At 51.6% G+C, this 23,893-nt stretch carries 25 protein-coding genes; 14 read left to right on the forward strand and 11 right to left on the reverse strand.

Annotated elements, in window-relative coordinates; translation table 11 throughout:
- Window positions 1–272: 272 nt before the first annotated feature.
- From nlpI to P2G88_RS18370, 4 genes are read left to right on the forward strand one after another with little or no spacing between them, the layout of a single operon-like run.
- The gene (gene nlpI / locus P2G88_RS18355; protein ID WP_275798716.1) at window positions 273–1,172 is read left to right on the forward strand and encodes a lipoprotein NlpI; all 900 of its coding nucleotides are present in this window, start codon (window positions 273–275) and stop codon (window positions 1,170–1,172) included.
- Complete coding sequence (locus P2G88_RS18360; RefSeq protein ID WP_275798718.1) at window positions 1,169–2,680, forward strand: hypothetical protein; 1,512 nt, start codon at window positions 1,169–1,171, stop codon at window positions 2,678–2,680. Before nlpI ends, P2G88_RS18360 begins: the two co-directional genes overlap by 4 nt.
- A 15-nt stretch (window positions 2,681–2,695) precedes the next feature.
- Complete coding sequence (locus tag P2G88_RS18365) at window positions 2,696–3,943, forward strand: glycosyltransferase family 4 protein (protein ID WP_275798720.1); 1,248 nt, start codon at window positions 2,696–2,698, stop codon at window positions 3,941–3,943.
- Between the two features lie 36 nt (window positions 3,944–3,979).
- Entirely contained in the window at window positions 3,980–4,609 is a 630-nt protein-coding gene (locus P2G88_RS18370; RefSeq protein ID WP_275798722.1) for a hypothetical protein, read from the forward strand.
- A gap of 160 nt (window positions 4,610–4,769) precedes the next feature.
- Here P2G88_RS18370 and P2G88_RS18375 read toward each other — a convergent pair whose 3' ends face one another.
- Window positions 4,770–5,237, reverse strand: a complete 468-nt coding sequence (locus P2G88_RS18375; RefSeq protein WP_275798724.1) for a hypothetical protein — start codon at window positions 5,235–5,237, stop codon at window positions 4,770–4,772.
- A 565-nt stretch (window positions 5,238–5,802) separates the two neighbouring features.
- Here P2G88_RS18375 and P2G88_RS18380 point away from each other — a divergent pair.
- Window positions 5,803–7,452, forward strand: coding sequence for a methyl-accepting chemotaxis protein (locus P2G88_RS18380; protein ID WP_275798726.1), 1,650 nt, complete (start codon window positions 5,803–5,805; stop codon window positions 7,450–7,452).
- A gap of 79 nt (window positions 7,453–7,531) precedes the next feature.
- On the opposite strand, the gene P2G88_RS18385 is transcribed toward P2G88_RS18380, so the two are convergent.
- The gene (locus P2G88_RS18385; protein ID WP_275798728.1) at window positions 7,532–8,047 is read right to left on the reverse strand and encodes a SprT family zinc-dependent metalloprotease; all 516 of its coding nucleotides are present in this window, start codon (window positions 8,045–8,047) and stop codon (window positions 7,532–7,534) included.
- A 120-nt stretch (window positions 8,048–8,167) separates the two neighbouring features.
- On the opposite strand from P2G88_RS18385, the gene P2G88_RS18390 reads away from it, so the two are divergent.
- Together P2G88_RS18390 and P2G88_RS18395 are read left to right on the forward strand one after the other, a co-directional pair.
- On the forward strand, window positions 8,168–8,662 hold the full coding sequence (locus P2G88_RS18390) for a hypothetical protein (protein ID WP_275798730.1): 495 nt from the start codon (window positions 8,168–8,170) through the stop codon (window positions 8,660–8,662).
- A gap of 74 nt (window positions 8,663–8,736) precedes the next feature.
- Window positions 8,737–9,330: a hypothetical protein gene (locus P2G88_RS18395; RefSeq protein WP_275798732.1), complete on the forward strand. Its 594-nt coding sequence runs from the start codon at window positions 8,737–8,739 to the stop codon at window positions 9,328–9,330.
- Here P2G88_RS18395 and P2G88_RS18400 read toward each other — a convergent pair.
- Window positions 9,327–10,064 (reverse strand): queuosine precursor transporter, encoded by a 738-nt coding sequence (locus P2G88_RS18400; protein WP_275798734.1) that lies wholly within the window; start codon window positions 10,062–10,064, stop codon window positions 9,327–9,329. The two genes, P2G88_RS18395 and P2G88_RS18400, sit on opposite strands and share 4 nt — an antisense overlap.
- Before the next feature lie 34 nt (window positions 10,065–10,098).
- Window positions 10,099–10,974 (reverse strand): LysR family transcriptional regulator, encoded by an 876-nt coding sequence (locus P2G88_RS18405; protein ID WP_275798736.1) that lies wholly within the window; start codon window positions 10,972–10,974, stop codon window positions 10,099–10,101.
- 137 nt (window positions 10,975–11,111) lie between these two features.
- Here P2G88_RS18405 and P2G88_RS18410 point away from each other — a divergent pair, with 137 nt between their 5' ends.
- From P2G88_RS18410 to P2G88_RS18425, 4 genes are all read left to right on the forward strand, one after another.
- Complete coding sequence (locus P2G88_RS18410; RefSeq protein WP_275798738.1) at window positions 11,112–12,656, forward strand: NADH-quinone oxidoreductase subunit L; 1,545 nt, start codon at window positions 11,112–11,114, stop codon at window positions 12,654–12,656.
- On the forward strand, window positions 12,653–15,040 hold the full coding sequence (locus P2G88_RS18415) for a DUF2309 domain-containing protein (RefSeq protein WP_275798740.1): 2,388 nt from the start codon (window positions 12,653–12,655) through the stop codon (window positions 15,038–15,040). Before P2G88_RS18410 ends, P2G88_RS18415 begins: the two co-directional genes overlap by 4 nt.
- 69 nt (window positions 15,041–15,109) lie before the next feature.
- The gene (locus tag P2G88_RS18420; RefSeq protein ID WP_275798742.1) at window positions 15,110–15,922 is read left to right on the forward strand and encodes a DUF6671 family protein; all 813 of its coding nucleotides are present in this window, start codon (window positions 15,110–15,112) and stop codon (window positions 15,920–15,922) included.
- Window positions 15,922–16,917, forward strand: a complete 996-nt coding sequence (locus P2G88_RS18425; RefSeq protein ID WP_275798744.1) for an L-threonylcarbamoyladenylate synthase — start codon at window positions 15,922–15,924, stop codon at window positions 16,915–16,917. Before P2G88_RS18420 ends, P2G88_RS18425 begins: the two co-directional genes overlap by 1 nt.
- Before the next feature lie 84 nt (window positions 16,918–17,001).
- Here P2G88_RS18425 and P2G88_RS18430 read toward each other — a convergent pair whose 3' ends face one another.
- Complete coding sequence (locus P2G88_RS18430; protein ID WP_275798746.1) at window positions 17,002–17,667, reverse strand: Bax inhibitor-1/YccA family protein; 666 nt, start codon at window positions 17,665–17,667, stop codon at window positions 17,002–17,004.
- Window positions 17,668–17,694: 27 nt separating this feature from the next.
- On the reverse strand, window positions 17,695–18,909 hold the full coding sequence (gene nhaA, locus P2G88_RS18435; protein WP_275798748.1) for a Na+/H+ antiporter NhaA: 1,215 nt from the start codon (window positions 18,907–18,909) through the stop codon (window positions 17,695–17,697).
- Between the two features lie 98 nt (window positions 18,910–19,007).
- Between nhaA and P2G88_RS18440 the strand changes: the two genes are divergently transcribed.
- Window positions 19,008–19,904, forward strand: coding sequence for a LysR family transcriptional regulator (locus P2G88_RS18440; protein WP_275798750.1), 897 nt, complete (start codon window positions 19,008–19,010; stop codon window positions 19,902–19,904).
- Window positions 19,905–20,103: 199 nt separating this feature from the next.
- The gene (yeiP, locus tag P2G88_RS18445) at window positions 20,104–20,676 is read left to right on the forward strand and encodes an elongation factor P-like protein YeiP (protein WP_275798752.1); all 573 of its coding nucleotides are present in this window, start codon (window positions 20,104–20,106) and stop codon (window positions 20,674–20,676) included.
- Window positions 20,677–20,777: 101 nt separating this feature from the next.
- Here the strand turns inward: yeiP and P2G88_RS18450 are convergent, their stop codons facing one another.
- The 5 genes from P2G88_RS18450 to P2G88_RS18470 all read right to left on the reverse strand — a co-directional run bounded on the left by P2G88_RS18450 (window position 20,778) and on the right by P2G88_RS18470 (window position 22,796).
- Entirely contained in the window at window positions 20,778–20,975 is a 198-nt protein-coding gene (locus P2G88_RS18450) for a helix-turn-helix transcriptional regulator (protein WP_275798754.1), read from the reverse strand.
- Window positions 20,972–21,391 carry a hypothetical protein gene (locus tag P2G88_RS18455; RefSeq protein WP_275798756.1) on the reverse strand — a complete coding sequence of 140 codons (420 nt, stop codon included), beginning with the start codon at window positions 21,389–21,391 and terminating at the stop codon, window positions 20,972–20,974. Before P2G88_RS18455 ends, P2G88_RS18450 begins: the two co-directional genes overlap by 4 nt.
- A gap of 224 nt (window positions 21,392–21,615) precedes the next feature.
- Window positions 21,616–21,804, reverse strand: a complete 189-nt coding sequence (locus P2G88_RS18460) for a 4-oxalocrotonate tautomerase family protein (RefSeq protein ID WP_275798758.1) — start codon at window positions 21,802–21,804, stop codon at window positions 21,616–21,618.
- A gap of 9 nt (window positions 21,805–21,813) precedes the next feature.
- Window positions 21,814–22,188 (reverse strand): nuclear transport factor 2 family protein, encoded by a 375-nt coding sequence (locus P2G88_RS18465; protein WP_275798760.1) that lies wholly within the window; start codon window positions 22,186–22,188, stop codon window positions 21,814–21,816.
- A gap of 8 nt (window positions 22,189–22,196) precedes the next feature.
- On the reverse strand, window positions 22,197–22,796 hold the full coding sequence (locus P2G88_RS18470; protein WP_275798762.1) for a glutathione S-transferase family protein: 600 nt from the start codon (window positions 22,794–22,796) through the stop codon (window positions 22,197–22,199).
- Between the two features lie 114 nt (window positions 22,797–22,910).
- Here P2G88_RS18470 and P2G88_RS18475 point away from each other — a divergent pair, with 114 nt between their 5' ends.
- The gene (locus tag P2G88_RS18475) at window positions 22,911–23,798 is read left to right on the forward strand and encodes a LysR family transcriptional regulator (protein ID WP_275798764.1); all 888 of its coding nucleotides are present in this window, start codon (window positions 22,911–22,913) and stop codon (window positions 23,796–23,798) included.
- Window positions 23,799–23,893: the final 95 nt, after the last annotated feature.

Consider the following 23,893-nt stretch of genomic DNA (forward strand, 5'->3'; position numbering starts at 1 on the left):
ACCATTTCTAGTTCATATTGTTGGGGGGTTTTGTCTCTAAGCATGGTGAATCCATGTTGTTCACTATGCTCATTAGATCAAAGGCCTGGATCTGCGTCCAGGCCTTTTTCAACAGTCTGAGGCATCCTTCGGGATGCCTTTTTTTATTCTATTTGTTACAACTGATTGAACGGGAGAAGCGTAAGCTTTTGCTTTCTGATAAAGTCAGCTCTCTCATGGAATGTGCAACCCAGATTGGTAATGTTTGCAGAGTAGGTCGAGCCATTTTGAGTATGAATAGGTTGAAACTGTCGTTGGTACCGCTGCTGGCCCTGCTTGCCAGTGGTTGCAGTACCTTACCCGATAATCAGTACGGGCAGGCGCAAATGGGTAATCTGATTCTGGTTGAGCCCCTGGCGGCGAATATGCGCAGCCAAATGGCGCTGGCCAGATATAATCAGATCCTTGGGCAGGTTGAAATGAGTGATGGCCAGCGTGCTGAGCTTTTATATCAGCGCGGCATGCTCTATGACAGTGTGGGTCTCTCGGGTCTTGCCCAGTTTGATTTCTCCACCGCCCTCAAACTCAAGCCCAATATGGCAGAAGCCTACAATTTTATTGGTATTCACCATACCCAGAATATGGAATTTATCCAGGCTTATGAAGCCTTCGATGCCACTCTGGAAATCGACCCCAACCATGAGTTCGCCTTTTTAAATCGCGGCATTGCCTTGTACTACGGCGGTCGCCCCGAGCTTGCCATTGACGATCTCAATCGTTTCTATGCCAAGGACGAAACCGATCCATACCGCGTGCTTTGGACCTATATCGCCGAGTATGAAGTAAGCGATGCGCAGGCACAGAGCAATCTACGGCAAAGCCGTTCCAAACTCAGTGATCGTAACTGGGCCACCCTATTGGTAGATTTTTACCTGGGTGATTTGTCCGAACAGCAGCTCTTGGCTTCGCTGCTGTTGGATGTGCGTAATCAGCAAGAACTGGCTAACCGCCTTTGCGAAGCGTACTTCTACCTGGGTAAATACTATGGAGAGCGCGGTAACAGAGGTAAGGCATCCAACTATTTCAAGCTGGCCCTTTCTACCAATGTCTATGAATTTGTCGAGCATCGTTACGCCAGACTCGAATTGGATCTGCTGCGTGAAGAGGCGCTGATGAATAGCAAAATCCAATGAAAAGCCTGAAGACATTGCTGGTGGCAGTGCTGATAGCGCTGGGGGCATTTATTCCCTTTACCAGCAGCAGTCGCGATCAGGCCTACTTACTGTCGGTGCAAGAGCAGGGCAGGCCTTATGCCCTGTATTTGGCGGTACAAGGCGGTTCCGAGGAAGCACTGCGCCAGTTGAGTGACTACGCCAGTCAAAGCAATGATCCCTATTGGTTGCAACAGGCGGCTTTGCTCGGGGATGCCGAGGCTTACTATTCCCTGGCCATGCAGGAAGATAACGAGAGCAAACAACAGCGGATCATGAGTCGTGCCGCAGAGGCCGGTCACGCCAAAGCGCAGTACGAACTGGCTTTATTAAGTGACGATCTCAATCGGCGAATCAAATGGTTGCAACAATCCGCTGAGCAAGACTATCTGCCGGCGGTGATTGCGCTTTATCAGTGGTATTTGGCAGACTTGCAGCCAGAGGCTGCACAGCCCTGGCTTGAAAAGGCCGCTCAGTCAGATGGTCCCAGTGCCTTGCTGTTAGCCCGGACTTTATGGCGCCAGGGCGAGTATGAGCAGGCCAAACAATACTTTGAGCGGGCCGACGAGTTGAAAGTACCTCAGGCCGGGGATTATCTGAAACTGATCTCGCAAAACTGGCGTAATCAAGCAGTGAACAAAGTGAACATTGCAGCGGTGAATAACACACAGCAATGTGCCATCAAGATCCAGCCATTGGCGCTGTCGTTGGAAAATCTTATTCAATATAAGCAGCTTGCCAGCAATTTTAAGCAGGATAAACGTCTGCAGGATTTACCCATCTGTTTGGGCACGCCGCTGTGGCTTAAACCTGATACCTTAGCTTGCAGTGATAACTGGCAGGGCTCGCGTCGCTTGGGCTGTGACGCATCGAAGCTGGATTCACTGCCACTGGATGCCGATTTTACCCATGTGCTGGTGCTGGCCGAACTGGGTAAAGCCAACGTCAATAATGGCATTATGTATTTGGATTTGGGCGATACCTACTCGGTGTTTGTACACGAGTTGGCCCACTTTTCCGGGTTTGTGGATGAATATCCCTTGTCGAGCGAGATGGCCGAACAGGTATGTCAGCCTCATCACCCGGCGCCTAATCTGGTATTTGTCGAAGGAGATGAGGTAATGACGGCCGCCTCAGAGAAATGGGGCGAGGCGCAGCAAGGGTGGAAACTGGCCAGGGCACGCACCTGTAATAACCATGCGATGCAGGCCTATAAGGCCAGTGACAGTCTGACCTTTATGGAATATCACGATCAGGAGTATATTCCCGAGTTGTATCTGGCCCTGTGGAAGGCCAGTCTCGAGCAACAAGAAACCTTATTGCCGGCCTATATCAATATTGCCCAAGCCTTGGAAGAAAGAGGGCGCCTTGATGCAGCGCAGCGCTGGTGGCAGCGTCATGCCCGCTATCAATACAATATTTACGGACCTTATCCACAGGTGGTTGGTAGCGCTGCACCAACTACCACCACTGAGCTTGTCTCCCAGTAAGGCGTCTTTCGCTGCATGCCTACCTTATTTGTTATCGGCTATGTATGGCCTGAGCCAAATTCATCGGCGGCGGGCAGTCGCATGGTGCAGCTACTCAGGTTATTCAAAGACGCCGGCTACCGGATCATCTATGGCTCTGCGGCCGAGCCTAGCCAGCACGCTATTGAACTCAGCAGCATCGGCGTGGAGGCGGTCACTCTGGTGCTCAATTGCAGCAGTTTCGATGATTATATTCGCCATCTGCAGCCGGATGTGGTGATGTTCGACCGATTTATGATGGAAGAACAGTTTGGTTGGCGGGTAGAGACCCATTGTCCGAATGCCCTGAGAGTCCTGGACAGCGAGGATTTACACAGCCTGCGCCATGCCAGGCATGTGGCGTTTAAAGCCGGGGAGCCTGTCAGCAATCAGTATCTGCACAATGAACTGGCCAAGCGCGAGGTAGCCGCCATCTTACGCTGCGATCTCAGCCTGATGATCTCTGAAGCCGAGATAGCGTTACTGACCAATCATTTCAAGGTTGAGTCTGCTTTGCTGCATTACACCCCCTTTATGCTGGATGCTGACCAACACCCTGACGTTTTGACCTTTGCTCAGCGGCAGCACTTTGTCAGCATTGGCAATTTCAGGCATGCTCCCAACTGGGATGCCGTCCTCTATTTAAAAGAGTCTATCTGGCCTTTAATTCGCGCGCGCTTGCCTGACGCACAGCTACATATCTATGGGGCTTATCCACCGCCTAAAGCCACCTTGCTACATAATGAGCGCCAGGGCTTCTTGGTAAAGGGCTGGGCCGAAAATGCCCTGGCGGTGGTGGGGAATGCCCGCGTGCTGCTGGCGCCACTACGCTTTGGCGCCGGGCTCAAAGGCAAGCTCATAGATGCCGCCCTTTGCCACACGCCTGCGGTGACAACCACTATCGGCGCTGAAGGACTCTATGCTGAACTGCCAAGTGGCCTTGTGGTGACAGACGAGCCACAGGCCTTTGCTCAAGCGGCCGTGAATTTATATACAGATGCCGGGCAATGGCAAAAGCACAGCAATAACGCCGCGCAGCTGATTGCTAGTCGGTTCAATGCTGCACAACATGGTCCATGCTTACTAGAGCGTATTGAGACCTTAAAGGCGGGCTTGGATCAACACCGTCTGGATAATTTCCATGGCGCCATGCTGCGTCATCATCGACTAAAAAGCACGCAGTATATGGCCCAGTGGATAGAAGCAAAAAACAAGTTAAAGGCCTCGGATGAAAATCAAAACTGATATCCTTTGGGAGCGGAAAAAGTAGAAGGGGAAATGGTGGATACTAGAAAATGGATCGAGGTTATCCTGATGCCACTGGCAGTGGCACTTGTGGGGATATTAGGTACCTATCTCGTTACCGAGCAGCAGGACAGAACTAGCGCAACACTGGCCAATTCAGATCGGCAGATAAAGATCTTAGAAATCTTTGCTGACAAGGTTACCAGTAGCGATGATAAAGAACGTCTCCTTGCCATCAACTTGCTGGGGGCGCTGGACAATGAGCTCGCCGAAAAACTGGCGCAGGCCGTGGTAGATAGCGAGCCTGGGCAAACCCAGGTAAAGCAGGCCGCCATGCGCCTGGCGGCACTGGCGAAGGCAAGGCAGGCCCACATCCCAATTGTTTATCTGCATATTTCATCCGATGCTCTGACCCAGGAAGCCAAGGAGGTTGAAACTTCGCTAAGCGCTTTGGGCTGGCATGTTGAAGGGGTAGAAAGCCTTCAGCACAAAGGATTGTCTCACTCAGAATTGCGATACTTTCATGCCGAGGAAAAACAACAGGCCGAAGCGGCCGTTAAACAGTTGGCAGAAAAAGGCATTAAGCTGAGTTTACGCTTCGTACCTGGTGATAAGCGCACCGCTGAAGTCGGTGCCAGTCATTTTGAAGTCTGGCTTATCGAGTAAACCCTTTGCGGGTGTTACTTGGATTGGGCTCAGCCTCACCCGACTCTCGACCCAATCGGATAGGTTGCTCAGTGCCACAAGCACCGGCGGCAATACAGGGCAGCGGTTTATAGGTCCGTGTGGATTGACTCGTTAGGTATCACGGTAGGCACCGCATTACTTAGCCTGATGCCGTTTTTTCGATGATTACTGAGATAACCGCGGCGGTGATAAAAAGAAAAATACAGCTAATCAAGATATAGAACATCCACTTCATCAAGGCCGGTATTCTCTTTTTAAACAGCACCGCTAAAGCGACTGGAATAGCCGCAGCCAAGAGGAAATACCAGTTCGGAAGTTTGTCCAGGCCGAGCGATGGCCCCACCACTTCCCCTAAGGTCAATAACAGAATCGTGCATACCAGCCAGAATCCAAAAAACGAGTAGACGGGGTGAAGAAACAGGCCCGTGACTATCGCCATCAGCTGACTGCCTGCACTTCCACCACCACCCACGCCATGAACAACACCCTGACCGGCACATCGATCACACCGGTGCATGCCCATACCCGCACCAACCTTGTTTGGATCGTATGCATTAAGGAGGGATACGACCCGGCCTGTACCGTTACATTTCGGACACTGTGCCATCGTCATCTCCCGCGATCGTTTTCGCACAACACCTAACAGCTAATTATACTGTACCTTGCAATTTAGATTACCTTGTAAGGTTGAAAAGTCTAATGTCCGGGATTCGCACCTCCCAGTCCTGTATATGCCATCAAAGGCCTGTTTCTAGCAGGTTATCTTAAAAAGTTTCGGCAGAGCTGTGCGCGAGCAGAGGTGCTGCCTTTCTCACGCTTTATTTGTACTCCAGTTTACAGCTATAAAGCTGCCTGTCAGATTGGCGCCACCACCCATTACTTCACCCGCGCAGTGCAGCAAGCGTTGTTAAATTGGCCTGGTTGCCAGGCTCTCAAAAGAGCGCCAATGGATTTGTGCTTCATGCCGCCATGGCCCTTGTCCGCTCTGATCTCAGCACTCCCGAAAATTTTGCATTTTTTCCCCATATTTCAATCACTTTTCCAACAGCTCCGCGCACTTTGTGCTAGACATATAAATCGCGATTAGCACAATCGCTAAAATTGATTCGCTGGCGCATAAAACATAGATTACCTTCGTCAGCAATCTCACATTCCATCCTTCGGAGCTCCCTATGCAAGATGTCTTTTCGAACTGGACCGTTAAAATGCGTCTGTTTGTTGGTTTTGGGTTGGTATTGGCAATACTGGTAGTGCTGGTGGCGATTGGTATCAGCAATGTGAACTACATTGACAACATGCTGCGCCAAATCACCGAAAAGAACGCGGTAATGCAACGCTACGCCATCAACTTTCGTGGCAGCGTGCATGACAGGGCGATTGCCATTCGCGATCTGGTCATAGCGCCCGATGAAGCAGAAGTCCGAAAAAATCTGGATGAGATAGCACGCCTGGAAAAGTTTTATGCCGATTCTGCCGGGCCTTTGGACGCCATGATGGCGGGGGCGGATGTGTCTGCCAAAGAAAAAGAGATTCTCAGCAAAATCAAAACCATTGAACGCAATACACTGCCGATGATGAAGCAATTGGTGGAGTTGAAACGCCAGGGGCAACAGCAACAGGCAGAACAGCTGTTGCTCGGACAAGCCAGGAGCTCGTTTGTGGACTGGCTGGCGACCATTAACCAATTTATTGATTATCAGGAAGATAAGAATCAGGCGCTGACGGCCGATGTGCTTTCGGAAACCCGCGGCTTTTCACTCTTTATGTTGGCGTTAATGGCGGTGGCGCTATTGATTGGCGCCGTGATTGCGCTGGTCATCAGCCGTGGCTTGTATCGTTCCCTGGGGGCCGAGCCCGATGCGGTTAATCAAAGTCTTGGCCTGGTTGCCAAAGGTGATTTACGCGAGCCCATTGAGAGTCGCCACGAAAAAAGCGTGATGGGCTATTTGGCTGCCATGCAGCAGACCCTGAGTAAAATCGTTGCCAGCATCGACAAGGCCTCTGGTGATGTCAGTGCGCGCAGTCGTCAAGTGGCGGGTAACGCCGAGGATGTACTGAAGCTCTCTGCCCAGCAGCGTCAGTTTAGTCAGCAAGCCTCACAAAGCCTGCAGCGGGTGAGGGAAAGTATTTACAGCGTATCCGACTTACTTAAGCAAACCGTGGAAAACTCTGGCGCCACGGTGAAGTCGGTGCAAAGTGGGCGGCAAACCATTAATGAGACCGCAGCAGAGATCGAGAAGGTGTTTAAGACCCTGGGTAGTGCGGTGGAGCAAATTCGAAAGTTGCATCAGCGTACCGAGGCCATCAGTAATATCACCAATGTGATCAGCGGCATTTCCGAGCAAACTAACCTGTTGGCGCTGAATGCCGCCATCGAAGCCGCCAGAGCCGGCGAGTCAGGTCGGGGCTTTGCAGTGGTGGCAGATGAGGTCCGTACGCTGGCTAAACGTACCGGTGAAGCCACCGATCAGATTGCCGGCTTACTGAATGAAGTACTGAGCCAGACCACCAGTTCCGTGCAGACCATGGAACAAACACTGCCGCAAATTGAACACAGCCTTGAGCTGGGCAATCGCTCCCGCGATTTGCTTTCAGATATTGAACGCCACGCCAACGATTCACAACATCGGGTGATGGATGTGGTGTCTGTCTCGGATGAACAGGTTGCAGAGGTCAAACAGCTTTTGGAACAGATGGATAACCTGGCACAACTGGTGGAGCGCTCTCGTACGGCCCTGGAGGAAAACAAACAGGCTGTGCAAGCTTTGGATAAATTATCCGATGAGCTTGAGCAGCAGGTTGGTTACTTTAAATTGAGTTGATCCAGAATCAGGCCGAGGCGACATGCTTCGGCCTGATAATGCATGCAAAACGTTACTGTCTACGAATAAACAAACCTGTTCAGGCGGCGACAAGTGATTCCCGGCAACTGCGGCAAATATAGCGGGTGCCTTTGAGTACCTTGTTGTGGCGGCGAACCGATAACGATACCGGCCCACAGCCGCAGCGATAAACAAACTGCCTGCCTTGCACTTTGCTCACATCCATTTGATGGGTGGCTTTACCCGGTAGGTTAAAAATACCCTGCATCAAGGCCTTCCACTCGGGCCCATGAGGTAAAATCGGCCGAAAACGGCTGCCCCTTCCGTAGAGTTGAAACACCAGCAAATGACAAAGCTCATGGGGGATCACATCATTTAAAAAACACGCCAGGTTATCGGCCATCAATACCGGATTCAGGCGAATTTCATGCCGCTGCAACCTGGCGCTGCCGGCAATTTTTCCGCGTTGATTAAACGATAGCGTTGGCTTTGCAATGGTACGGTCAAGATAGTGCCCGGCTGCCTGTAAGCATTCATCCAACCGAGCGTGAACTTGTTGGATGATATCGGGGCTGATAGATGAGTGGTTTTGCATCGGCGCAGACTAGCGAAAAATGCAGCAGTTGTCACTGCTGTAAGTCCTTTGGTTTTTGAGGAAGAAGCATGCTTTGAGGCTTGGTATACACTGTTAAAAAAGGCTTGAGTACCAGGGATCATGACTATCTTTCATAACAAGCAAACCAGTGCCGCATTATTAGAACGTTGGGCGGCGCAAAAATGGGGGCCGGACAGCCAGGACAGCAGCGATGTTAATCAACGGCGTTATCTGCTGATCTACGATATCTATATCAAAGCCAGCAGCTATTCCATTATCAATAAAGTGGCCTTTTGGCTGGCCATTATTGGCGGGATGGCGGTGTTGATTTGGCCTTCATTAGCGGTTCTTGCAGAAGATTTCGGTTGGCAGATGGCCTTTTTGCAATCGGCCATGGTGCAAACTACGGTGACTGGATTGGCGGTGCTGATGTTTGGTTTGTACAGCCATTACAAAAAACGTCAGTCAGCTGCGGAAAACCTGATGCGCCAGTTGATATATGGCGACTATCAGTCGCAGGAAGCTCTGGAGCAGGTGCTAACAGAGATGGAACGCCTGGATGGCGGCTTTGGCTTTGCGCAGCATATAACGACTAAAGACAAAGAAAAGCCTTGAGGCGAATTTGCCTGTCTCCCGACTCAGCGTCTATTAATAAAAGTGATCGCTGTTTGATTGATGGAGTGCAGTTTATGGCCTTATCCCACACCCAAACCTTTGAAACCAAGCTGGCCGATTATTTTCGCGAGCGTTTGCAAGCGCAGGCCAAAAATTTGGCGCAAGCGCCGCAGGACGATACTTTCTGGTATCTGGGCCAGTTACTGGCACGACTTGGTCACCGGGACCAATTTTTTACCTACGAACAAGGTGAGTTAAGCGTGCGTCCTCTGGCGCTGCTTTACCATGATGCCTTGCAAAGTGAAGGGCATGAACGCTGTTTGCTGTTACGCCAACTTGGCGATATGGCCTTGTTCTTAGGCGCGCTTTTTCCAGAACGTTATGCCAGGAAAGGTATCGGCAAGGACTATTTTGTGGGCATGGGCGGCGGCGCTTATGACTATCTGGCCGAACATGCCAGGCAACTGCGTCATGTGTTTGAAGAATTGGCTAACGGCTTTGCTCATATGCTGGATCTGATTGCTGCCACTTGTGCCAAGCAGCAACAGTTCGATGCCTCCGATATTCTTGCCCTCTATCAGCGCTGGCATCAAAGTGGTGACAAGTTCGCCAAGCGCCAGCTTGAGGCTTTGGGGATCAGTTTACAAGGCGATAGACGTCCCAACTAAGAGCGAAGCGAAAAAGGCGTGAATTCGGTACCCTTGTCAAACACATCCACCCCTTCTGCTTTCTTAAGGCTATTGACCACTTTATAGGTGATGGGGGTCAGCATGACTTCCCATAGCACTTTGAGCACATAGTTAGTGAGCATTACCGCTAATACTAACTGCGATTCCCAAATGCCATAAAAGGCCAGAGGATAAAAGATCAGGCTATCCACCCCTTGCCCGACCATGGTGGAGCCAATAGTGCGCTGATAAAGCGCTTTACCGTCGGACCAGATTTTCATTTTCGCCATTACATAGGCATTGGCCATTTCTCCAGCCCAGATAGCGACGACGGATGCCAATACGATGCGTGGTACCTGGCCAAAATTAAGGGCAAAGGCGCTTTGCATATCGATACCGCCCAAATCCGTATTCCAGGCCGGATCTGGTGGGATGGCGGTGATAAAGGCGGCCATCCCGGCAGCAAACAATGCTGAGGCAAATCCAGCCCAGATCACTCTTCTGGCCCTGGCATAGCCATAGACTTCGGTAAGCACATCACCAAGCACATAAGAGAGTGGAAAGAACAAAATGCCGGCACCAAAGCTATAGCCGGCGATATTCGCGACTTTCCCGGCACCGATAATATTGGCGCAGACGATGATCACGCAGGTAGCCACCATGGCCAGATCATAATATTTAAAACGGTGCTGGCTTAAGCGGTTGGCGTTGTCGATATGCTCAATGTGCTTCACTTTTATTGTCCTTTTCAGGGCGCCGCGCCAAGGATTACAAAATAGATTGATGCAGTAAGGCCTGCAATCTGTCAGAGACGAAAGTGCGTTTGATGGTAATGGCGTAAAAATGCTCAAACGCCTTGGGCAGGACCATATATTCCATCAGTTGTTTGGTGCTGATTTCATCTTTCACCACCACTTTGGGTAACACGGCCAGTGCGCCCGTATCCCTCGCCAGCAGTCGCAGCATAGCCATATCGTCCGCCTCTGCCTGGACATTGGGTTCAAATTGCCAGCGGCTGCAAAAGGCATCGAAGGCGGCGCGCATTTCGGTGCGCTTGCCGGGTAGCACCCAGCGCATATTTTCATAGCCCTCAGGGAAGCTGCTTTGCGGTGCTTTGCTGACCGGACCGACGATTGAAAGAGGTTGGCGGGCCAGCATCTGTACTTGCCACAGCTGCTGTGAATCGGGCGCCACATTGATATTGGAGAGCACCACATCCAACTGGTGATTAGCCAACTCTTGCAATAACTCGGTGATCCCCTTGGAAGTCAGGGTAAAGCTGGCGCTGGGATCATGCAAAAGCGGACTGACAAAGGCCTCAATAAAGTTACGCGACATATTGGCAATGGCACCGATACGAAGCGGTGTCGCCGCTGGGGAGGAGCCTTTAAGCATGGCCTCTAATTCTTCCCCTTTGGCGAAAATATCATTGGCCATCAGCAGGGTCTGTTGGCCGACTTCGGTCAACACCAGTTTGCGTCCCTGGCGGTGGAAAAGTTGCACGTCCATATTGTGCTCCAACTGACGGATTTGCGCCGACAATGCCGATTGCGAGGTATGTAAGTCAGCGGCGGCCTGCGTCAGGTTACCGGTGCAGGCCACCTGCCAGAAGTAGTAGAGATGATGATAATTGAGTTTGGGCATAGGGGCGCTCGCAAGGTCAACGTTGAGACATCGAATTTATAGTTCGCATAATGTGAACGATTAATTAATTTATATCTATTTTAAAGAATTTCAAGCAAGCCTCATACTTCCTTGCAAATAATGACGAGGATGCCCTGATGACATTTTCCCTGCTGATTGGCTGGATATTGGCCGGCTATTTACTCTGCGGATATCGCTTGAATTCGGGTCAACAAGCCTGGCCCAGGATCCAACGATTTTATCTGGTGAATCTTGCTCTGGCCCTGGCTGCGGCAGTGCTGATGTGGCAAATCCCATCCGATGCTTCAATGTGGTTTCATGCATCGGCCGTGGGCGGCGTGATGCTGGTACTGGTTAGTTTCCTTGGTTGGATCTTAACCCGCTATGCCAAGGAGTATTTGCGCGGTGAAGCGCGCCTGAATGACTTTCAGCGTTACATGTCCCTGGCGTTGGCGTCGGTCGTTCTGCTGGTGACAACCAACCATTTGCTGGTGCTGTTGCTTGCCTGGATTGCCATCGGCTTATCTTTGCATCGCTTATTAATGTTTTATCCGGAACGGCCCCGTGCTGTGTTGGCGGCCCACAAGCAATTCTTGTTTGCACGTTTGGCCGAGGTATGTCTGCTGCTGGCTTTTGGTTTGCTGTGGTGGCAACAGCAAACGCCCTGGTTGACCGAGATCCTGGCCCATTATCAAGAAACTGACGCACTCAGTACCCTGGATGAGTGGGTGGTGATGTTGCTGGCCAGTGCCGCGTTAATAAAATGTGCACAGTTACCGGTGCATGGCTGGCTGATTCAGGTGGTGGAATCGCCCACACCGGTTTCTGCGTTGTTACACGCCGGTATTATCAACCTGGGTGGTGTGTTGCTCCTCCTGTTTGCTCCTCTTTTGAGTCTGTCGGTGTGGGCTAAGACCTTTCTGCTTATCGCGGCAGGCTTAAGTACGGTGTTGGCTGCCCTTATCATGCACACCCGCTCCAGCATTAAAGTAAAACTGGCCTGGTCCACCGTATCGCAGATGGGCTTGTTGTTGCTTGAGTGTGCCTTGGGACTCTATGAAATCGCGCTACTGCATCTGGTAGCCCATTCCTGCTACAAGAGTTTTGCCTTCCTCAATGCAGGCAGTGCGGTGGAAGACTATGTGGTCAGCAAGTTGCACCGGCCGGCCCGCTTGTCCTTGCCTGTATTGGCTGCGGTCGTATTACTAGCCAGTGCACTGGTGCTGGGGATTGCGCACTTTATGCATATCATCTGGTGGGATATGAGCCGTCTGGTGGTGATGTTGCCCTTTTTTCTGATGGCTGTGGTGCTGCTTTCCCAAAGCCTGTTTGGGCATTTGCGCACGCTGCTGCAAAGCCTTGTTTTACTGATGGTACTTGGTGGTCTCTATCTGCTGCAAAAGCAGGGTTTTGCCGAGTTGCTGGGTCTGCCCCCGCAGGTATTGAGCCCCTGGATGATGGGGTGGATGGCGGCCTTGATGACGACGCTTTTCGCCGGATACTATCTGCTCAGTTACCAAAGCAAATGGTCTGTATCACAGCGCTTGTACCGAAATCTGTATGCCGGCTTTTATCTTGATGAATGGGCAACCCGCCTGACCTTGGCGGTATGGCCGGTAAGCTTGCCACCTTCATTGCAAAGGGCGCATACACAATTTAAACAAGTTGAGGGCCGAGTATGATCCCGTTAAAACAGAACCAAAGTGTGCAGATAAACGCCAACAAGTCAGCCTTGCTGGACGGTGTGCGTCGTATCGCCCCTGCCTGGCCACTGGATCAAGCCATTGCCGTTAATCCCTTCTGGCGCATGATAGACCAACCTCTGCCACAGCTGAGTGCGCACCTGGCCTGGCTCAGTCAGGCACAATGTCTGATGAGCAAAGATTACTTCCGTAGCCGCTGGCAACAGCAGGACGTCCAGGAAGAGCAACTGCTGCAGGCCGCCCGTGAGGTGGCCCCAGATAATCCGCCCGGTGTGGAGCAATTGTTGGCGTATTTGGATGAGCAGAGCCCCAACGATCATTGGCACCATTTCAGTCAGCTGTTGGATAAGAGCCGGGATCTCAGCCATGCCATGAGCTGGCAGGATGAGATTATTCATCAGATATCCCAATTTTGCGCCAGCAATGCACAGCAGCAGGATATTAAATGGCAGGCCGACAGCCTCTACAGCACCTGGCTTGATAATATTGCCCACGACCGTGGCATTGCCATTTTAATGGGCGCCGCAGGTTTACCTGCCATCCTGAACGCCTTACCTGAGGATGCGGACAGTTTGGTCACTGAAGCGCTGAGCGAAATGACAGTACCCAGCGAACACATGGCCGATTATGCCCATGCGCTGCTGCTAAATATCAATGGTTGGGCATCCTGGACCGCTTGGCAGGATGAGCAGCATGCCCACTCCGGTCTCGACCTGACCTGGCAATTGATGGCTATTCGTATGGCATGGGAATTGGCCCTGTGGCGCTATGTGAAACAGCGTCATGCTAGTGATTTTGAAGCCCTGGCGCGTCAATGGACGCAACAGTTTAAATTGATGCCCAGGCGCATCGAACAGCAGTTGCAGGCGCAAAAGCTGGGGTGGATCTGGCAGCGCGCGTTGGAACTTAACTACCAACTGCAATTGGCCAACACCCTGCGCCCCTGGGTATCTGAGCCAATGACGCCACGGCCTGAGATGCAGGCCGTATTTTGTATCGATGTGCGCTCCGAGCCTATGCGTTTGGCGTTGGAGCAGCAGGACAGCCGGATCCAGACCCTTGGGTTTGCGGGCTTCTTCGGTTTACCCATCGAGATTGCGCCATCTTCGTCGGATTATCGGCGTGCGCAGCTGCCCGGTTTGCTGCGCCCGAGTCTTCGTCTGCTGCAGCCGGTTAATGCCGGCAAGCTGTCGCGGATTGAACGTATCAGTGCCTGGCAGCACACCACCCAATCGGGCGCAGCCGCTTTCGGTGCGGTGGAGAGCGCCGGGCTTTGGTATGGCGTAAAACTGCTTAAGAAGACGCTGTTTCCTGGCGCCAGTAAGCGTGCCGTTGAGCACCTTTGTGATCCCCAGCAGTGGCAACTGAGCAAAGAGGGAAAAGTGTTGAGCGCTGCTGACAAAGCACAGTTGCTGGCACCTGTGGTAAAAGCCATGGGCTTTGGTGGTGTGTTTGCCAAGCACATTTTGCTGGTGGGCCACGGCAGCAGCAGTGCCAATAATCCACATCGCGCCACCCAGGATTGTGGCGCCTGTGGTGGGCAGACCGGCGAGCTGAATGTGCGTCTGCTGGCTCAGCTACTGAACGATAAAACGGTGCGTGGTGAGCTTCATAAGTTGGAAATAACCATTCCCGAAGAATCGCTGTTTATTGCCGCTTTGCATAATACCACCACCGAAAATATTGAATTGTTGGATGTTAATGCGGCATCCCTGACACTGGTTAGTCATTGGCTCAAAGGCGCTACGGACAGCCGCCATCGTGCCCGTGCAGCGGCGCTAAATGTTGCCGAAGACCAAGTCGGTACAGAGTTACAAAAACGCAGCAAAGACTGGTCGCAGACGCGTCCGGAATGGGCCCTTGCCAATAACGCCAGCTTTATTATTGCTCCCAGGCAGCGCACTCAATGCCGCGATCTGCAGGGGCGTAGTTTCCTGCATGACTATCATTGGCGTGAGGATAAAGATTTCTCATTGTTGGAACTGATCATGACTGCCCCCATGCTGGTTACTCAATGGATCAACTTTCAGTATTACGCCTCGGTAACAGATAACCTGCGCTATGGCAGCGGCAATAAAGTACTGCACAACGTCGTGGGTCGTCATATCGGCGTCTTTGAAGGCAATGGCGGCGATTTACGTATCGGGCTGCCATGGCAGTCACTACATAATGGCGAAAAGCTAATGCACGAGCCGCTGCGTTTGAGCGTCTATATCGCCGCGCCACCTTCGGCCATTCTCGCTATTGTGCGAAAGCACCCTATGCTCAAACAGTTGGTGGACAATCAGTGGCTGTATATTTTTGCCTTGGATGAGTGTGCCGAAGGTTTACCACGCCGCTTGTATCAGGGCAGGTTCGAATAACCGTTTTAATAAGGCAGAGCCGCTTTGGGAATTAACATCAGGCCCTCACCGCAAATGGAGGGCGCATCGGTGGCGCTGTTGACGCGCCATGACAAACAACGGGTGATTGCACCGGTGCTAAAAGAAGTACTGGGTATTAACCTGGTGCCCACCGATGCCTTCGATACCGACCAATTGGGCACTTTCAGCCGGGACATTGCCCGTACGTTGAGTCAGCAGGCCTGCGCCCGCAAAAAGGCACAGCTGGCCTGTGAGTTAACTGGCTTGGAGCAGGGGATTGGCAGTGAAGGCAGTTTTGGCGGTGGTCCCTACGGCGATATGGTGCCATGGAATGTGGAGATGTTAGTGTGGGTGGATAGGCAAACTGGCCATGAGGTTACGGCAATAGCCCAAGGCCCGGCTTGTATGGCCCAAGCCAGTTGTCAAAGCCTGGCCGAAGTGCTGGCATTTGTCGCTAAAGCGCCAGCAGGACAGGGCTTTGTAATGCGTCCGCAGCATCAGGACCATCCACAGATGCTAAAAGGCCTGGTGGGAACGCATGCCCTAACACAAGCGTTTCATCGTTGTATGGAAATTGGGCGTGAGCAGGCGGTCTTTATAGAGTATGATCTGCGCGCCCATTTTAGCCCCCTGCGGATGGAAGCCATTGCCCAAGCGGCGCATAACCTGGCCGAGCGTCTTAAGTGCCGCTGCCCCAAGTGCGATATGCCCGGTTTTTGGCCTGATAAGGTCCAGCTTGGGTTGCCTTGTGCAGCTTGTGGTGAGCCCACTAATCAAGTGCGCTGCAAAACCGCCACTTGCCAAGCTTGTGATTACCAACAAGACTTTTCCGCAGAGAGCCAAACGGCGAATCCGTTTTTTTGCCCAAGCTGTAATCCTTAATGACTGACACTATAGATACCAAGCACCTTTATTTACGCCATGGCGCCGACCGCCAGGTGGCCAAATCCTTGCTGTTGTCGGGAAAGCTGGTCGCGATCCCAACTGAGACCGTTTATGGCCTGGCGGCACTGGCCACCAATCCCACCGCCATTGCAGCGGTATTTGCGGCCAAGCAGCGCCCGTTGGATCATCCGCTGATTGTGCATATTGGTAGTTTTTCGCAGTTGGATTACTGGGTGGAGCATGTACCGGATGAAGCCTGGCGGCTGATAAACGAATTTTGGCCGGGTCCTTTGACCTTGTTGTTGCGAAAATCAGCTAAGGCCTCCGATGCGATTACCGCCGGGCTGGACACTGTTGCGGTGCGCATGCCGGCGCTGCCCGAATTGCGTCAGTTGCTGGCAGAATTAGATCAAGGGGTGGTCGCACCCTCTGCCAATCCGCATAAAGCGTTAAGTCCCACCCGTGCTGAGCATGTACTTGGCTCTTTGCATGGCCGCATTGATGCGGTGCTCGATGGTGGTCCTTGTGATGTGGGCCTGGAGTCCACCATTGTGGACTTAAGCAGTGGCTCTCCCCGGGTGCTGCGCGCCGGCCCTATCGATGCCGATGCCCTGTCCCAGGTATTGGGACAAAAGGTCGCTCAACCTGTATCGCATGATGTCAAAGTGGCGGGCAATATGCGCGCCCATTACCAGCCCAATACCCGATTACAACTCTTAGGTAGTGCGGCACTTCGTCATAAGCTCAGTCAAGTTGGCTCTCAGTCGGCAAATTGGGTAGTGCTGCACTACTCTGAGTTGGAAATTCCTGCAGGCATCACCAGTATTAAACTGGCCAGCCAGAAACAGCTGTTTGCGCGTCATCTTTATGATGCATTGCATCAGGCCGATACTCTGGGTGCAGATGAAATCCTGGTAGAAAAGCCACCCAAAGAAGGGCAGTGGATGGATGTGTGGGACAGACTCACCCGTGCCAGCGCCACCGACCTCTAAAATCCAGTGCTTTGAATAAAAAAGCCCCGCACAAGGCGGGGCAAAGGAAGCTGACGGTTGGGATTAGTCAGCAGAGGAAGTCCATTATTCGTCCTGCATAAATCCAAGCAGGTGCAGCAAGCTGGTGAACAGGTTAAAGATGGCGACGTATAAAGAGACAGTCGCCATGATGTAGTTGGTTTCGCCGCCGTGCAGGATATTGCTGGTCTCAAACAAGATAAGGCCTGACATCAGCAATACAAACAGCGCGGATACCGCCAGGGACAGGGCAGGAATTTCAAAAAATATCGCACCCAGACCGGCCAGGAAAGCCACCAGAATACCCACAAACAAGGTACCGCCCAGGAACGAGAAGTTCTTGCGGGTGATAAGCGCATAGCCTGATAGGCCGGCAAAAATGGCACCAGTACCCAGTAATGCCTGTCCAACCACCGCCGGTGCTGCCGCCCAATAGGCAGACAGGATGGGACCCAGCGTGTAGCCCATAAAGCCGGTCAGAGCGAATACGCTAACGATTCCCCAGCCGCTGTTTCTGGTTTTGCTGGTCAGAAACAACAGCCCAAAGTAGCCGACTAAGGTGATCAGCAGGCCCGGATGGGGCAGGTTGTTGGCCATGCTGAACATGGCCACCGCACCGCTGAACAGCACCGTCATCGAGAGCAGGGCATAGGTGTTACGTAACACCTTATGGGACAGGGCGGAGGCCTGTTCGCCCTGTTGGATAATTGTCACATTTTGCTGGGTAGCCATAGTCACCTCTTAGTAGGATTTAACGTTTTAGGTAGCCGTATCCGATGCCTGATCAAGCGCCCGAGCAGGGACTCCCTGGCCCCCCTTCGAACTCCATTTGATCACTAAGGCACCGAACACGGCGGAGAGGATTGAACCGGCCAGCACGCCCAGTTTGACGCTGGACATGTATTCAGAGCCGGCTGTTTCAAAAGCCAGAGAGCCGATAAACAAGCTCATGGTAAAGCCGATACCACACAAGATGCTGACCGCGTACATCTGTCGCCAGTTAACACCTTCGGGCAGCTTGGCCAGGCCGACTTTCACCGCCAGGTAGCAGGCACCGAAAATACCCACTTGCTTGCCGACAAACAGGCCGGCCATGATGCCGGTGATAACCGTTATATGCAGGGCATTCAAATCCATGCCCAGCAGCGAAACGCCAGCATTGGCAAAGGCAAATACGGGCAAAATAAAGAGCGCAACCCAGGGTTGTAGCTTGTGCTCCAGGTGGTGCAACATCTCATGGCCGTCTTCGTCTTTGCCACGCAATGGAATAAACCAAGCGGCGGCAAAGCCGGCCAGGGTAGCGTGTACACCCGATTTCAATACGGCCGCCCAAATCACCAGGCCCACCAGTAAATACGCACCGTAAGAGCTGACGCCCAAACGGTTAAAGATAAAGAGCACCACCATGCCGGTCAGCCCGATAATCAGGGAGAGTTCGGCCAGTTCCCCAGAATAGAACAAGGCGATAATGATAATGGCGCCGATATCATCGAAGATGGCGACCGATAGCAAAAACAGCTTCAGGGTAATAGGCAAGGTGCGCCCGAACAGGCTGAATACGCCAAGGGCAAAGGCAATATCGGTGGCAGCAGGAATGGCCCAACCATTGACCGCTACGGCTTTTTCATAGTTAAAAAACGCGTAGATCAGTGCAGGTAAAGCGATACCTGCCACGGCAGCGATACCGGGAAGCATGATCTGATCTCTTGAGGCCAGATGACCGTCGAAGATTTCCCGTTTGACCTCAAGACCGATCATAAAGAAAAACACGGCCATCAAACCGTCGTTTATCCACAGCAGCAGGGGTTTATCGATAGCAAAGCCACCGATGCTTACCGCAATGGGTAGGTCCAGCAATGCCTGATAGCTCGCCGCCAGCGGGCTGTTGGCAATCACCATGGCAACTAAAGCGGCGATAACCAGTAACACGCCACCTAATGTGCCTTGCTGAACCATTTGTCGTAATTCGGACATAAATCTCCCCGTATTATCCAAACAAGAGTTATAGAGTAGTTTGATAAACAAAAATATTCGAATATATTTGAATAATCATCAGTTTATTCCTGATTAAAATGCAGCTTAACTATCACCATCTCTACTATTTTTACGTTACCGCACGTGAGGGGACCATTGCCAGGGCCGCGCAGGTGCTAAATGTCACCCCGCAAACCGTCAGTGGACAACTGGCTACCTTCGAGCATCAGCTCGGCGGATTACTGTTCGAGCGTCGCGGAAAGCGGCTGGTACTCAATAGCCGTGGTAAAACCGCTTTTCAATATGCTGAAGATATTTTCTCCCTGGGGGAGGAGCTGCAAGGCCAACTGCGCTTAAAAAGTCCCGGTACCCTCAATCGTTATACGTTGGCGGTAACTGACGTGATCCCCAAGGTCCTGGCCTATGACTTGGTGAAACCTCTGGTGTCAGCGCTGGACAGCACCCGCCTGATTTATCGGGAAGGGGAATTAGATAGTTTATTGGCCGAACTGGCCCTTAACCGAGTGGATTTGATTCTGGCCGACCGTCCTCTACCGCCAGGGGCAAATGTGAAGGCCTTTAGTCACTTTTTAGGGGAAAGTCCGCTGTGTTTCTTTGCAAGGCCAAGTGATGACTTTACTTGCACTGACTTTCCAGAATGTCTGGAGGGAGCGCCGCTGTTGCTATCCGGTGACAAATCCACAATGCGCGTAAATATACTTGCCTACCTGGAATCAGTAAAAGTACGTCCCAAAGTCATCGCCGAGTTTGACGACAGCGCGGTACTGAAACTCTTTGGTCAACAAGGCTATGGGGTGTTTTGTGCACCAGCCTGCATTGCCGAGCACTTGTGTGAGCAGTATCAGGTTATGCGTATTGGCACCGCCGGCAAAATTACTGAGCGCTATTACCTGATTACGCCTGAGCGACAAATCCAAAGCCCTCATACACAAAAGATTGTCAGTGCCGCTGAGCGTTTTTTCAATCATAGCTAGTAAAGGATCATGAAAGCGAGCTCATCGCCCCTTTTTTGGTGATCAGTTAAATATCCTGCTTCCGAAAAAACCAAAGATAGCGGAAAATAGCGCCCCAATTAGCCGGTGTGACGCAAATGTCGCTTTCTGTATTGCCGGACACCCAGTTCCATATCCAAATGTAATAGACAGTTTTTGAATCAAGTATCAGGACACGACCATGCCAAAAGCCAGTGAAATTAAAAAGAACTCAACCATCGTCTTCGACGGCCACACCTGTATCGTGCGCGATATCGAGCGCTCTGTGCCCCAGGGCCGTGCGGGTGGCAGCATTTACCGTATGCGTATGTACGATGTGGTAACCGGGGCCAAGTTCGACGAAACTTTTAAAGACTCGGATATGCTGCCTTTGGCTGATCTGGTGCGTCGTAAGGCTACTTTCTCTTATGTGGACGGTGACCAGTATGTGTTTATGGACAAGGAAGACTACAGCCAATACCTGATCAATAAAGAAGCCATTGCCGAAGAAGCGCTGTTTATTAACGAAGAAACTGATGGTATCCAGGTATTGATCGTTAGCGATGTACCGGTGGCTATCGAATTGCCCATGAGCGTTGAGCTGCAAATCGTTGAAACCGATCCTTCCATAAAAGGTGCGTCTGCCACCTCTCGCACTAAGCCAGCCAAGTTAACCACTGGTCTGGTAGTGCAGGTGCCCGAATATATCGCAACCGGCGAGTGGATCCGCATCAATACCGAAGAGCGTCGTTTCCAGGGCCGCGCGGACAGATAAGATCGCTGGAGAGCGCTGACAAAGTTAATCCTTTAGTCATTTATCGCTCACCACATTAAAAACCCCGGCATGCCGGGGTTTTGTTTTTATATAGCCAGCGGTTAGGTTGCCGGATCCTCAAAGATAGCTTCAATAGGCAACCCAAACAGGCGCGAGAGCTTAAAGGCGAGCGGCAGGCTGGGGTCGAATTTGCCGGTTTCGATGGCATTGACGGTTTGCCTGGATACCGAAAGTGCCTCAGCCAGATCGGCCTGCGTCCAGTTTCGCTCGGCACGCAGGACTTTCAGTCGGTTTTTCAACGGTATCTCCTGTTGCCCACCCATACTGACAATAAAAACGTCAGCGACATCAGCAGAATCAGATGGGCAATATCCGGTTCGAAGGCAATAAGTTTGATGTCTTCCAAGGTGCCGTAGGCTGTGGCGGCAATCACCCCTATACCCAGGGTAAAGGACGATGCATCTAAAAAGATCTTTCGCTCAAGTTCATCCATGCGGTGAACATGTCTGACCATGGCGAGCACCATCATAATGCCCAGCAACAGATTGAGTCCAAGGGCCATCAACGAGAATAATGCATCGAATTGCCACACTGCTTCCGGACCGAAGCTGAGCAGGGCTGTAGAAAGCACCCATAGCAATGTCCATAAACCGAGTTGTTTTACACTTCTCTTGTAGTCTTTTTGCCAATTGTCCGCTGATTTTTCCGAGCGCATTTTTGTCCACCTTGCTTGTCACTATGTCTAGTTTATTTTACATATCATAGTGGTACAGAGTGATGTGTCAAGTATGCTTGTCAAAAAGTAAAAATAATATGACTATAGAAACAATAAACCCCGGCATTAACCGGGGTTTCATTACAAAAGAGGGATACTAGCTAATCTGTCGCCAACATCTTAGTCTCTCTGCTAGCGTAATTGGCATCGTTAACGCTTGTCTGTCATAGTTCGCTGACCGTTTGATAGCCGATTCCCCAATTGTCGGTGTTTACCTCTTCTATCAACACAAAGGTGGTGCTTGGGCTCTTATTCAGTACCTCTACAAGAAGTTGGGTGGTGCCGGCAATCAATTGGCGTTTTTGCTCAGGCGTTACGCCTTCATCTGTTACTTTAATATTTACGTAAGGCATGTTGTTCTCCTAATTCCTTGGCATATAAGGATTATCTGCATACTGTTTGGCCATGATCCGCCAGCGTCCTTCTTCCTTGAGTAAGCTCAGGAAGTCGATAAAGTGTTGTCCCAGCAGCGGACAGGCCACTTTGGCTATGGCCTGCATGCCGCATAGTTCAATAGACAACACCCGATAGGCGAAAGGGTCGCCAATCTGGGCCGGTACCGGCCGGTGGGCCACCAATTCCAGCCACTGTGCCTTGCTGCGACGTACGCCCGGTGCGTAAAGCCTGGCCTGGGGATCAAAGATCTTATCCAACAAGGCAATATCGGCGCGGTGCAGACCGTCGAAGTACTGCATCAGCATTGCTTCAACGGCCTGTAAATCGCTGCTCAGTTCCATGGTGGAGATCATCCGGCCTGTTGTTCGGCTGCCAGGGAGGCTTGGTAACTGGCCCTGGCACTGACATGGTCGATCATGGCCTGAGCTTGGGGTCCAACAGCAATATCGACCGGGAAATACTGTCCCCAACTGGCATAGACGGCGAGTAGTATTTCGGCAGGAGAAAGGTGTTTTCCGTTTAAATACAGGCCGTCCAGTTTGTCCTCAACCACTTGCCATAACTTGCCCACCTGTGCGGCGGCTTTGTCAAAGGCCTGTTGTTTTGCAGGACTATCTTCCAATGCGTTGTTAATAAAAAACAGTTTGCTATAGGCCGGGTGCATAGTCGCATTGGCAAAGAGCAGATGCTCAATGCTTTGGGTCCGCATCAGTCCTTCACCCGGCAACAGGTCATTAGGATGTTGATCCAGAAGGTGCAGGATAATGGCTGCGCCTTCGGTGAAGATCTTGTCTTTAGTGGCCAACACCGGCACGGCGCCGATGGGGTTAATGCTTGAAAAGTCCGCCACTTTGCTTTTGTTGACCAACTCAAAAGGCTGGTTGATTTCACGCAAAATAACCTGAGTCGCCAATGAACAAGCACCGGGTGAGAAGTAAAGTGTATACATAAGGATCTCCTGTTAAATGAATTTTCCCGCTTGCGAGGGAGTTCAATATAGGGGGATTAATTAGCTAGATATATGGCTACAATGTAGTAACTCTATTTCCAAATAGGAAACAATGTGGACAAATTGCGGGCCATGCGGTGGTTTGTGCAAGTGGTCACCCAAGGCAGTTTCAGCAAGGTGGCAGAACAGACCGGTGTTAGTAAGTCTATGATCAGCAAGCAGATCAGCGCACTGGAAGAAAACCTAGGTGCCAGATTGTTGCAGCGCTCCACCCGTCGCCTGAAGTTGACACAAACCGGGCAGGATTATCTGGCCCGCTGTCGTGATATTTTGGCGCAGTTGGATGAGGCAGAGGCCCAGGTGCAGACGTTGCAACAAACCCCCAAGGGACGCCTCAAGATCAATGCGGCCATGGCATTAGGTCTGACAGCCTTGGCGCCGGCATTTGCCGAGTTTATGCGCCGCTATCCCCAAGTGGAATTGGATGTGCATCTTAGCGATGAGTCCTTGGATCTGCTGGAGCATAATTTCGACCTGGGGTTAAGAGTAGCGAGTTGCAGCTTCGATACCGGCTATGTTGGTAAAGTCATCGCTCACTTTGATTACAGCATTTGTGCTTCTGCCGCTTATCTGGAGCAACATGGGCCGATTCGTACACCAGATGATTTACTGAATCATCAGTGTTTTGAATACAGCTACTTTCGCCACAAGAACATCTGGCCGGTGGGGGCTAACGGCGTGCCGATTTCAGGCAGGCTAAAAGCCAACAATTCGGTATTTATACTGGATATGGTAAAGCAAGGACTGGGCGTTGGATTTATTCCCCGTTTTATCAGCCATCAGGCCCTGCAATCCGGGGAGGTAGAGGAAGTGCTGGCCGAAGAGGATAAACCGCCGATGTCTCTCTACGCCCTTTACCCGGTGCGCCACTTTGCCCCGCCGAGACTGACCCTCTTTATCGAATTTTTGCAGCAGTGGTTTGCAGAGCACGGTTATGGATAAGGGCGATAGCGGATAGGAGTGCTGTCAGCCCTACTTTTTCAACTCCTATCCCTTTGTCGCTTCTCTTTGGTAAGCAAAACCCCGGCAATAGCCGG

It is taken from the genome of Aliiglaciecola sp. CAU 1673 (assembly GCF_029223185.1).
GTDB lineage: Bacteria > Pseudomonadota > Gammaproteobacteria > Enterobacterales > Alteromonadaceae > Bowmanella.

Coding starts and splice junctions, on each gene's coding strand:
- P2G88_RS18425 (WP_275798744.1), top strand. CDS start 15,922: ATGACTGACACTATAGATACCAAGCACCTTTATTTACGCCATGGCGCC.
- P2G88_RS18465 (WP_275798760.1), bottom strand. CDS start 22,188: ATGGAACTGAGCAGCGATTTACAGGCCGTTGAAGCAATGCTGATGCAG.
- P2G88_RS18470 (WP_275798762.1), bottom strand. CDS start 22,796: ATGTATACACTTTACTTCTCACCCGGTGCTTGTTCATTGGCGACTCAG.
- nlpI (WP_275798716.1), top strand. CDS start 273: ATGAATAGGTTGAAACTGTCGTTGGTACCGCTGCTGGCCCTGCTTGCC.
- P2G88_RS18395 (WP_275798732.1), top strand. CDS start 8,737: ATGGCCTTATCCCACACCCAAACCTTTGAAACCAAGCTGGCCGATTAT.
- yeiP (WP_275798752.1), top strand. CDS start 20,104: ATGCCAAAAGCCAGTGAAATTAAAAAGAACTCAACCATCGTCTTCGAC.
- P2G88_RS18360 (WP_275798718.1), top strand. CDS start 1,169: ATGAAAAGCCTGAAGACATTGCTGGTGGCAGTGCTGATAGCGCTGGGG.
- P2G88_RS18375 (WP_275798724.1), bottom strand. CDS start 5,237: ATGGCACAGTGTCCGAAATGTAACGGTACAGGCCGGGTCGTATCCCTC.
- P2G88_RS18405 (WP_275798736.1), bottom strand. CDS start 10,974: ATGCCCAAACTCAATTATCATCATCTCTACTACTTCTGGCAGGTGGCC.
- nhaA (WP_275798748.1), bottom strand. CDS start 18,909: ATGTCCGAATTACGACAAATGGTTCAGCAAGGCACATTAGGTGGCGTG.
- P2G88_RS18390 (WP_275798730.1), top strand. CDS start 8,168: ATGACTATCTTTCATAACAAGCAAACCAGTGCCGCATTATTAGAACGT.
- P2G88_RS18410 (WP_275798738.1), top strand. CDS start 11,112: ATGACATTTTCCCTGCTGATTGGCTGGATATTGGCCGGCTATTTACTC.
- P2G88_RS18385 (WP_275798728.1), bottom strand. CDS start 8,047: ATGCAAAACCACTCATCTATCAGCCCCGATATCATCCAACAAGTTCAC.
- P2G88_RS18415 (WP_275798740.1), top strand. CDS start 12,653: ATGATCCCGTTAAAACAGAACCAAAGTGTGCAGATAAACGCCAACAAG.
- P2G88_RS18440 (WP_275798750.1), top strand. CDS start 19,008: ATGCAGCTTAACTATCACCATCTCTACTATTTTTACGTTACCGCACGT.
- P2G88_RS18430 (WP_275798746.1), bottom strand. CDS start 17,667: ATGGCTACCCAGCAAAATGTGACAATTATCCAACAGGGCGAACAGGCC.
- P2G88_RS18380 (WP_275798726.1), top strand. CDS start 5,803: ATGCAAGATGTCTTTTCGAACTGGACCGTTAAAATGCGTCTGTTTGTT.
- P2G88_RS18365 (WP_275798720.1), top strand. CDS start 2,696: ATGCCTACCTTATTTGTTATCGGCTATGTATGGCCTGAGCCAAATTCA.
- P2G88_RS18460 (WP_275798758.1), bottom strand. CDS start 21,804: ATGCCTTACGTAAATATTAAAGTAACAGATGAAGGCGTAACGCCTGAG.
- P2G88_RS18455 (WP_275798756.1), bottom strand. CDS start 21,391: ATGCGCTCGGAAAAATCAGCGGACAATTGGCAAAAAGACTACAAGAGA.